Below are 1,145 nucleotides of genomic sequence, written 5' to 3'. Positions count from 1 at the left end.
GTCGCCTTTCGGGACATGCTTTGGAAAATCCCGTTCCGCTTTAACGTTCTTACCCACAACCGGTGCTGGTAATGCCAGCCTTGGTCAGAGTGGATGGTGGTCCGATACGGAGCCCGGTTTCCGATAATCGGCAGCGCTTGATGCAGCGAGTCCAGGACGAACTCAAGGGTGGGGCGTTTGGACATGCCCATTCCAATGATTTCGCCGTTGTAGAGATCCATCACGGGGCTCAAATACAGCTTTTCCTCGCCCGTACATTTGAATTCAGTGACGTCCGTCACGAGTTTTTGTAAGGCATGCGATGTGTGGAACCGGCGGTTCAACCGGTTTTTTGCGACGGTACCCACATTGCCCTTATAGGAGCGATAGCGCGACTTCCGAATGAACTTCACACACTTCAACTTCAATTCTCTCAGGAGGCGCTGGACTTTCTTGTGGTTGATGATGTACCCTTGCGCCTTTAATTCCAGATGGATCCGGCGATACCCGTAACGGCCTTCATGTTTTTCAAACAGTGCCCGAATCACAGTTTTCCATTCCAGATCCGGGTCTTCCAAACCGAACCGCCCCCGATGGTAATGATAGGTGGCTTCTGGAAGATCGACGATCGCCAGCACATCCGTTACTCGGAATCCTTCTTTTTGGAGTTCGAATGCCAGCGTTGCTTGTGCTTTTCGAGGTAGGCATTCGGGTTCTCCTGGAAAGCTTTTAACTTTTTTAAATACGCCACCTCTAAGCGAAGCAGTTCGTTTTCCCGTTCCAGTTGTTCTTCACGGGACATCGTCCCGTTGGGTGTGGCCGGGTTCTTTTTTGTTTTTTTCGCCATGGGGGCCTTCCTTTCGTTCGCAGGCCTCCTGCACCTTTTGCCAAAAATGCGCGTTTCCAATCTGCAATAAGCGTTGGATCATGCATCTTGAATTCAATCGCTGTGTCCTGGTAGGGAGCGCCTGTTTGTTTCATAAAGTGTAATACATCCAGCTTGAATTGAACAGAATACACCCGGTTCTTCTGTTTTCTCCGCAAGCCCTCTTTTCCAAATGCCCGGAAAGCCCGAACCCAGCGTTCAATCTGCCCGGAGCTGGACATTCCGTATTTCCGGGCTAACAAGGAATAGCCCAACGGGCCAGCCAAATACTCGTTGACCA

The 1,145-nt window shown here is 50.8% G+C and carries 2 protein-coding genes and 1 pseudogene; all 3 read right to left on the bottom strand.

The genetic code is table 11. The annotated features are described in order from the left end of the window. Nucleotides 1-662, bottom strand: a pseudogene (locus tag ACFSDB_RS16970) (IS3 family transposase); the annotation flags it as partial. Beyond that, nucleotides 623-826, bottom strand: coding sequence for a hypothetical protein (locus ACFSDB_RS16965; protein ID WP_377340717.1), 204 nt, complete (start codon nt 824-826; stop codon nt 623-625). The pseudogene ACFSDB_RS16970 and the gene ACFSDB_RS16965, both read right to left, overlap by 40 nt. Beyond that, on the bottom strand, nt 733-1,086 hold the full coding sequence (locus ACFSDB_RS16960; protein WP_377340720.1) for a hypothetical protein: 354 nt from the start codon (nt 1,084-1,086) through the stop codon (nt 733-735). The genes ACFSDB_RS16965 and ACFSDB_RS16960 overlap by 94 nt, the downstream gene beginning before the upstream one ends. Nucleotides 1,087-1,145 lie beyond the last annotated feature (59 nt).

Origin of the sequence: Planococcus chinensis, assembly GCF_042681545.1 — a bacterium.
Lineage (GTDB): Bacteria > Bacillota > Bacilli > Bacillales_A > Planococcaceae > Planococcus > Planococcus chinensis.
This window is presented reverse-complemented; position numbering and strand designations above follow the sequence as displayed.

What these genes read in the sequence shown, in the direction of transcription:
- ACFSDB_RS16965 (WP_377340717.1), bottom strand. Translation starts at nt 826, where the DNA reads ATGGCGAAAAAAACAAAAAAGAACCCGGCCACACCCAACGGGACGATG.
- ACFSDB_RS16960 (WP_377340720.1), bottom strand. Translation starts at nt 1,086, where the DNA reads ATGTCCAGCTCCGGGCAGATTGAACGCTGGGTTCGGGCTTTCCGGGCA.